General features: G+C 39.8%; 6 protein-coding genes and 2 pseudogenes. 4 read left to right on the top strand and 4 right to left on the bottom strand.

Annotated elements, in window-relative coordinates:
- A partial coding sequence (locus FC07_RS15520; protein WP_170206662.1) for a lectin-like domain-containing protein occupies positions 1-1,748 on the bottom strand: 1,748 nt, incomplete at its 3' end.
- A gap of 129 nt (positions 1,749-1,877) precedes the next feature.
- On the opposite strand from FC07_RS15520, the gene FC07_RS02030 reads away from it, so the two are divergent.
- From FC07_RS02030 to FC07_RS02020, 3 genes and pseudogenes are all read left to right on the top strand, one after another.
- Positions 1,878-2,966 (top strand): helix-turn-helix domain-containing protein, encoded by a 1,089-nt coding sequence (locus tag FC07_RS02030; RefSeq protein WP_057903469.1) that lies wholly within the window; start codon positions 1,878-1,880, stop codon positions 2,964-2,966.
- A 593-nt stretch (positions 2,967-3,559) separates the two neighbouring features.
- Positions 3,560-4,977: pseudogene (locus FC07_RS02025) on the top strand (amino acid permease).
- Between the two features lie 11 nt (positions 4,978-4,988).
- On the top strand, positions 4,989-5,420 hold the full coding sequence (locus tag FC07_RS02020) for a universal stress protein (protein ID WP_057903468.1): 432 nt from the start codon (positions 4,989-4,991) through the stop codon (positions 5,418-5,420).
- A 451-nt stretch (positions 5,421-5,871) separates the two neighbouring features.
- Here FC07_RS02020 and FC07_RS02015 read toward each other — a convergent pair whose 3' ends face one another.
- On the bottom strand, positions 5,872-6,180 hold the full coding sequence (locus FC07_RS02015) for a type II toxin-antitoxin system YafQ family toxin (protein ID WP_057903467.1): 309 nt from the start codon (positions 6,178-6,180) through the stop codon (positions 5,872-5,874).
- Between the two features lie 2 nt (positions 6,181-6,182).
- A complete protein-coding gene (locus FC07_RS02010) occupies positions 6,183-6,470 on the bottom strand; it encodes a type II toxin-antitoxin system RelB/DinJ family antitoxin (RefSeq protein ID WP_057903466.1) in 288 nt (95 codons plus the stop codon).
- Between the two features lie 207 nt (positions 6,471-6,677).
- Between FC07_RS02010 and FC07_RS02005 the strand changes: the two genes are divergently transcribed.
- Complete coding sequence (locus FC07_RS02005; protein ID WP_024855672.1) at positions 6,678-7,247, top strand: recombinase family protein; 570 nt, start codon at positions 6,678-6,680, stop codon at positions 7,245-7,247.
- Between the two features lie 94 nt (positions 7,248-7,341).
- Here the strand turns inward: FC07_RS02005 and FC07_RS16130 are convergent.
- Positions 7,342-7,644 (bottom strand): annotated as a pseudogene (locus FC07_RS16130) (MFS transporter); the annotation flags it as partial.

Here is a 7,644-nt window from a genome sequence, read left to right as displayed (position 1 = left end):
GAAACGACGTTGTCGGCAATTGGATTCCCGTTTTCATCGACATACTTCGCCGTGACATTACCACCAGCTACTGGATCTTTGGTGTAAACGTAGGTAACCGTTCCGTTATCTCCTGCTTGCGTTAACGTTCCCGAGGCTGATAAACTACCATCTCCCATTTTAATAAATGTGTAACCAGGAATGTCTAATTGCGTAGTACTGTAAGTACCATTAACCGCTACCCCATTGGGATATGAAACTTCGCTTTGCCCTATCTGATTGCCATCGGTATCAACATACTTAACGTTAACCGTTGCTGCTTGGGTGAATTCAAAACTGGTAAGCTTAAATTGTTGTAAGTTTTTAGCACCGCCAGTCGAGGCACTCACAATGAAGGCTATCGCTTGATATGAATCAGCAACTTGTTGAGACCACGTCAAAACGGTTCCGTCGGTTTGCGTATAGGACACCGTGATAGTTCTAGTAGTCCCATCGTAGTGGACAATGAAATCATGGAACTGACCATCTATATCAGATTCACTTAAAGATTGTGCTGACCCAGCAACATCTTTCGCCCACCATCGCTGAACATAAGTTCCATCTTGTGATTTAATTTGTTCATCACTAGTTGTAACAAATGTTCCATATGGTGCACTCATTGAATCGCCGTTCCAGCCAAAGTCATTAGAATTAGTGGGATCAATTTGGCTTCCATCTTTATCGGAACTTGGAGCCCTATAACCATTACCCCAAGTATCTAGCTTAAAGCCTAAGACATCTAAAAGTCCCCCAATACCCAAGTTCCCACCAGAGTTCCCTAGGTCAGTGGTATTCCCGTTATGGAAAGCAAAACTAATTCCGTCGGCACCATTTGGGTCGGAACCTAAATTAACCTGACCAGTTAAAGTAAAACTACTGTTAGTGTCAATTTTAGATTTTAGTGCAAAGTTACCAACTTGATTGTTATCATCTGGTGTGAGAGTTACTATTCCTGTACTTTGATCATACGTTGCTGAACCATTCAAATCAAAATACTGTAAGAAGTTATCCTTAGTGACCTCAGTACTTGCAGTTCCCGTAGCTGCATCTAGCTTATTAATGATGTCCTTATACGAAACCTGCACTGCTTGCCGCGTAGTATTGGTTGAAGAAGCCGGGTTCTTCGTGTCACTAGTGCTGCTTACTGCTGTAGTAGCTGTTGATGGGACCACACTCTTCGTGTCACTGGAGCTACTTGCTGCTGTTGCAGCAGTTGATGTAGCTGCGCTTTTCGTATCACTGGAGCTGCTTGCAACAGTATCAGCAGTTGATGTAACTGCACTCTTCGTGTCACTAGAGCTACTTGCTGCTGTTGCAGCAGTTGATGTAGCTGCACTCTTCGTGTCACTGGCACTGCTTGCTGCTGTAGTGGCTGTTGATGGGACCACACTCTTCGTGTCACTGGAGCTACTTGCTGCTGTAGTAACTGTTGATGGCGCTGCACTCTTCGTGTCACTAGTGCTGCTTGTTGCTGTTGCAGCAGTTGATGAAGCTGCGCTCTTCGTGTCACTGGCACTGCTTGCTGCTGTAGTAGCTGTTGATGGCGCTGCACTCTTTATATCACTAGTGCTGCTTGCAGTAGCGACACTAGTATTTTCTGAGACAGTATCAGCATGAACCTCTACCGTTGATACCCCACCGGCGACAAGAAAAGAAAGTGTCGCAATTGCGGCAAAAACAAATTTTTTGCCGTCTTTATACATCTTATAATGTAATTTTCTTTCTTCCATTTAAGACACCACTCTTCCAAAATTATATTTGACAAAACTAGCTGTAATTATATAATAATGAGAGCATAGATTTATACGTCTAATTCTGCAAATTAAAGCACTTTTTTGTAAATGGCCAGGAGAGGTACCATGAATCAGTCAATTTTTCAGCTACTTGGTAATGTTGTCTCAGCAGATTTCTACCTTTGTAAAGGCAATAATATTGCTTTAATCTCTGATAACAATGCCTATAATATGAAACCCTTAGTCCAGGAAGCGCTTAAACTACGTGTTCCTAATTTTCTGACCATTATTGATTTAAATAACTTCTACGTTGTTATGATTCCTATTGATCATAATCAGACACTGATCGTGATTCCACATATTAACACCACCAATATTCCGGTTAATTATCGAGACATCACTAAATTTATAACTAATATTCATTCGCTAAGCGCGCTAGCTTATCAATTAATGACTCATCATAGAAATCCTCAGTGGAAAACTCACATCAAGAAAGTCCCGACAGACATTCAACGCGTTAGTTTTCCAACTAATAATGAAATCGGAACTTATTATGCAAATGAGCAGTTAATTTTAAGAGCTATTAAAGATTTTGATTTTAACCGGTTTAACGAGGCACTTAATACCCCAACTTTAACTAAGCATATGGGAGAGACCTTTGAAACAAATAATTACGTCCGTGGTGAAAAAGATATTTTAATCCGATTTGTTGCTTTGTTAATCGACACCGTCATTAAGAGTGGCCAAGTAAAAGTAGAAGATGCTCTCAAAGTACAAGATGATATCTTAGGCACAATTGAATTTAAAAAAGATCAACCGCCATTCACTATTTGGATGAAGTTACTCGCAATTGAATGCTTTAAACGCTTGGATCAGATCAGATCCGAGACAGCTCTATCCCTAGCTGAACAAGTTGCCTTATACATTCAAAATCACGTTAATCAAAAGTTATCATTAGCACTTCTGGCCAAAAAATTTGAATGTTCTGATAGTTCACTAGCCCATCTATTTAAGGAAAAATACAATGTCACTGTCGGCGCATATATTAATAGCCATAAGGTTGATGCTGCTAAATATATGCTGACAAATAGTCACATAAGCATTTCTGAAATTGCTTATGTGTTGGCATTTAACAGCCCAAGTTATTTTATGAAGGTTTTTAAAAGAACTTCGGGAATGACAACCACGCGCTATAGAAAAACGCATAGCCAATGATGTCAGCTTGTGTACCCAAAGCGCAATCCTATAAAAATATATGAGCACCGCTGACTAACTGTTAGTGTCTCGAAATAGAAGATTTCCCTATTCAAAATTACTTATCGTCTGGGACAATATTCCGGGCGTTTTTTTAACTTTTAATCGTCTGTATCAGATGAAATGGTAACATTTGGGTTATCAAGGATCCCTCGTCGACTAATATGGCATAAGAGAACACCCAATAAGAGGTTTATTAACGAAACTAACAAAACTAAATGGCTGGTAAATTAAGGGTTTTAATTACCAATCTGGTCAACCACTGTGGCATGAGGTTCAGTTAAGACAATAGTCTCAACGCTTTATACTTAAAAATCTGAATTCGTATCAACCTTTTGATATAAGCTTCTAACAGGCAGTATGACTCGAAATTAATTTTTTTGGCAACGCCTTATAAAATCCAATTAGAGACAATAACATATTGCTTAAATGGCCTCATTGCCTTTTGCTTTAGTAATGACTAGTTTTTCATGAAACATTTTCATGAAACATTCATTTACATATAAATCAATTAGCAATAAAATGATGACATCTAAATGAGAGAAAGTGATTAAATGCCATCATTATTTAGGAAAAAAGTATTGATGACTTGAAGAAAAATGTTTCTCCCCTGAAACGAACATTACGAACCTGGGACCTCACCTTTTTAGGAATTGGGGCCATCATTGGGACTGGGATTTTCGTTTTAACGGGGAAAGGGGCGCTAACTGCTGGTCCAGCATTGTCCGTGTCTTTCTTGATTGCTGCCATCTGTTGTGGCTTTGCTGCACTTTGTTATGCTGAGTTTGCGTCAATAGCACCAGTTGCCGGCTCGGCTTATACTTATGCATACGTTGCCTTTGGTGAAATTATTGCCTTTATCATTGGTTGGGATCTAATTCTTGAATATGCCTTGAGTGCTGCGACCGTTTCGGCCGGCTGGTCGGGTTATTTTGTCAATCTGCTAGATAATCTAGGCATTCATATTCCCACGATTCTAACCGCAGCAGCTGGTACGACTCCTGGGGTTACTACCGTGTTTAATTTGCCAGCTTTCATCATTGTGCTGGTAATCACCTGGATTATTTCCAACGGAATTACGCAAACGAAACGGACAAACGATACAATGGTTATTATCAAATTAGCCGTTATTGTCTTGTTCATCATTTGTACCGTTTGGTTCATCAAACCACAAAATTGGCACCCATTTAATCCCTTTGGTCTGTATTCTTGTCATAATGGTACCGCTACCGGGATCATTCCTGCCGCCTCGATCGTTTTCTTCTCATTCATTGGTTTTGACGCTGTTTCATCCAGTGCTGAGGAAACGATCAACCCAAGTAAAACACTGCCAAGAGGCATTTTACTTTCACTTGTGATTTCTACTATTTTGTACATCATCATGACGTTAATCATGACCGGGGTCGTACCGTTCAAGTTATTCTCTAAATAACTAAACGCCCCAGTTGTAGCCGTCTTGGCAAAAACTGGGCAAACATGGTTGTCCATTATCGTCAGCATCGGTGCCATTCTTGGAATGACCACCGTTATCTTGGTGCAGTTGTATGGCCAATCAAGAATCAGTTACTCAATGTCGCGTGACGGCCTCTTCCCAAAGTTTTTTGGTGACGTTGATAAGAAACACCAAACGCCATTCAAAGGCACTTGGTTCTTCGGTATCATCACCGCTATTGCTGGTGGTTTCATTAACCTGAACATTCTCTCTGAACTGGTCAATATTGGGACACTGACCGCCTTTATTCTTGTTTCTGCTGGTGTCCTTTGGATGCGCCATTCGCAACCAGGGCTGCATCGCGGTTTCAAGGTACCCGGCGTGCCATTTACCCCAATCATCGCCATTATTTTTTGCCTAGTACTGATTGCTGGCCTGAACTGGGAAACTTGGCTTCGGTTCGTCATTTGGTTGATTATCGGATTGTGCTTCTACTTCGGTTATGGCCGCAAACATGCTACTATCAATTCTAAGTATTAGGGGGTACTACTATGAAACCATATTCTCGAATATTGATTGGCCTTGATGGCTCTGACCAGTCGGACCGCGCATTCAAAATTGCCTGTTCCCTCGCACAAGTACTGTCAGCATCACTCTACATTGTCTGGATCGTCAATCGTGACCGTGGCATGGACTCGTCATTTGGGGTTAACGAAGATTTCTATCGCGACCGTTTAGTGCAGGTCTCAGCCAAGTTAAACCCTTATGTGAGGGAAGCTGTGAATCAACATATTAACGTCACAGGAAAAGTCCTGATCGGCAATATCAAAACCTTGTTGGCAAAGGACGTGCCCGACAAGTACAAGATCGATTTGATCGTCCTCGGGAACACCGGTAGCAACATGGTCGGCAAGATGCTTCAAGGCTCACACAGTGGGTATGTGATTCAACATTCTGACTGTGATGTGTTGATCATTAAGTAAGAGTGTGACGTTTTAACAAACTAACTGAATTTGTTCCCGTTATCTGGGAATACAGTGACTTTTTACATATAAAAGTGCTAAATGCACTAGTATCAAGAAGCTTGCTGATTTGTAAAAGTTAGCGTTTCCCAGTTACAATAATGTTATTGGTATCATCAAATTGTTTTGCGATTTGTTCTTGCCGATCAACAACTGCATAAGAATACACTGTTAATGTAATAGTAGAGTTAGAACTTGCCATTTCAACAGTGTTTACTTCAGCATTTAACAGCCCCAGTTATTTTATGAAGGTTTTTAAAAGAACTTCGGGAATGACAACCACGTGCTATAGAAAAATACATGGCTAATGTTTTCTGTTACTTTGTTTAAACCGTTCAAGCTTAACAGGGTCGTAATATAAAAACTAGCGAATCCCCCACACTCAGGGGGGAATTCGCTAGTTTTTTGATGTTTAGTTTAAACTGCCATGGAACAGTTCGTCGTGTCCACCGATTCGAACTAAACGGATCACTGGATTAGTCTTATGGGGCATATAAATGACCAGAATATCCACTTTCCCGTCTAATAAATGAAATTCATAGTGTCCATTATAATTACCGCCCCGATTTTTAAGCACATGTGGTTGATACTCCTGATTAACGATACCGTTTATTTGAAGTTGTTCTAAGGCTTGCATTAAATCAGTGATCAACTCAGGGTGTACCCGTTTAAGTTGGCGATAATCTTTTTTGAATTGTGGTTCAGGTTTAAGTTTATACATACTTAATTATCCAAAAAATCCTTTAGATCTTGTGTATTATCAAATTCTGGGACATCATCTGGAATGATCCCCAACTCTTTAGCCTCTGCTGCCACTAAGGCACGTCTAGTTTCCTCTGTCGGTTCGTCTGTTTCAGTCAAAACCTCAAACGGGATCTTCTTTTGAAGGATTAACTGTCTTGCTGCCATGTTAAAGTAAGCGTTAATACTTAAACCGGTAGCACTTAATTCTTTTGTCAATTTTTCTTTAAGCTCATTATCAAGACGAATAGTGGTTGCACTCGTTGCCATATTTATCCCCGCCTTTCTTTATTTAACACCATTATAACATACAATTGATGTCAAACTTATCAAATTGATCATTGCTTATCATTTTGATTTGAACTATTTCTTAAACGTAGGCCATAACTTAACAGTTGTGGCCTCTTTTTTGATACTTTATAATTAAAGGGTTAGAACCGTGTCATTACTTAATGACATAAGTAAGGAGATAAAAATATGAAATATGGCTATGCGCGGGTCAGTACCACTGATCAAAAATTAGCAAATCAAATTGAGTTACTAAAATTGGCAGGAGCAGAAAAAATCTTTCAAGAAAAGTTTACCGGCACAACTACCGAACGACCGGAGTTTCAAAAACTGTTGCGCGTTCTAAAAACAGGCGATACTTTGATTGTCACTAAGTTGGATCGGTTTGCGCGGAACACACGCGAGGCCTTAGCCATTATCCAAGAGTTGTTTAAAGAAAATGTCAAAGTTAACATTTTGAATATGGGCTTAATTGACAATACGCCGACTGGCCAACTAGTCTTTACAATATTTAGCGCCTTTGCGCAGTTTGAACGCGATATGATTGTCACGCGCACACAAGAAGGTAAAGTGTATGCCAAGCAACATGATCCGTTGTTTCGGGAAGGGCGACCGAAAACGTATTCTGAGGAACAAATTAGATTTGCCTACGAGTTACGAAAACAAGGCATGACCTATAAAATGATTGAACGAAAGACGGGGATTAGTAAACGCACGCAACAGCGACGATTTAAATTAGTTAAAAACAATATATTTTAAAACTGTTTACACCATACCAAAAGGGGCTTCGAATACGAGGCCCCTTTTAGATTTAGCTAGTAATCCGTATTAAAGTTAATGGCTAGCTCCCAGTTCAACTTTTTAATGGCTTACGATCTGTCAACAAATCAATTGGTGACAGAATCAAAACAATCACCGCTCCTACTAAGTAGGTATGACTGAAGGCCTGGCTGATCTGTCGATTCTTAGTATGCTTAATTTTTCTCAAAGCTGTCGTTAAATCTTCTTTTTGTGCCAATTGTTTGAGACCTACTAACAATTTTTTCTGACCCTGGCCTATTTTCTGATTACCCAAATTAATTTTTTGAGAAGCTATTGACAGTTTAGATATAGCGGTATTTTGATTTTCTAACTTGGTTAAGGTAAGTGCTAGTTG

It is taken from the genome of Loigolactobacillus bifermentans DSM 20003, assembly GCF_001434575.1.
Lineage (GTDB): Bacteria > Bacillota > Bacilli > Lactobacillales > Lactobacillaceae > Loigolactobacillus > Loigolactobacillus bifermentans.
The sequence above is the reverse complement of the archived record's forward strand: the minus strand, read 5'-3'. Positions and strand labels throughout refer to the sequence as shown.

Excerpts from the sequence above, each read along its gene's own strand:
- FC07_RS02030 (WP_057903469.1), top strand. The coding sequence starts at position 1,878 with ATGAATCAGTCAATTTTTCAGCTACTTGGTAATGTTGTCTCAGCAGAT.
- FC07_RS02020 (WP_057903468.1), top strand. The coding sequence starts at position 4,989 with ATGAAACCATATTCTCGAATATTGATTGGCCTTGATGGCTCTGACCAG.
- FC07_RS02015 (WP_057903467.1), bottom strand. The coding sequence starts at position 6,180 with ATGTATAAACTTAAACCTGAACCACAATTCAAAAAAGATTATCGCCAA.
- FC07_RS02010 (WP_057903466.1), bottom strand. The coding sequence starts at position 6,470 with ATGGCAACGAGTGCAACCACTATTCGTCTTGATAATGAGCTTAAAGAA.
- FC07_RS02005 (WP_024855672.1), top strand. The coding sequence starts at position 6,678 with ATGAAATATGGCTATGCGCGGGTCAGTACCACTGATCAAAAATTAGCA.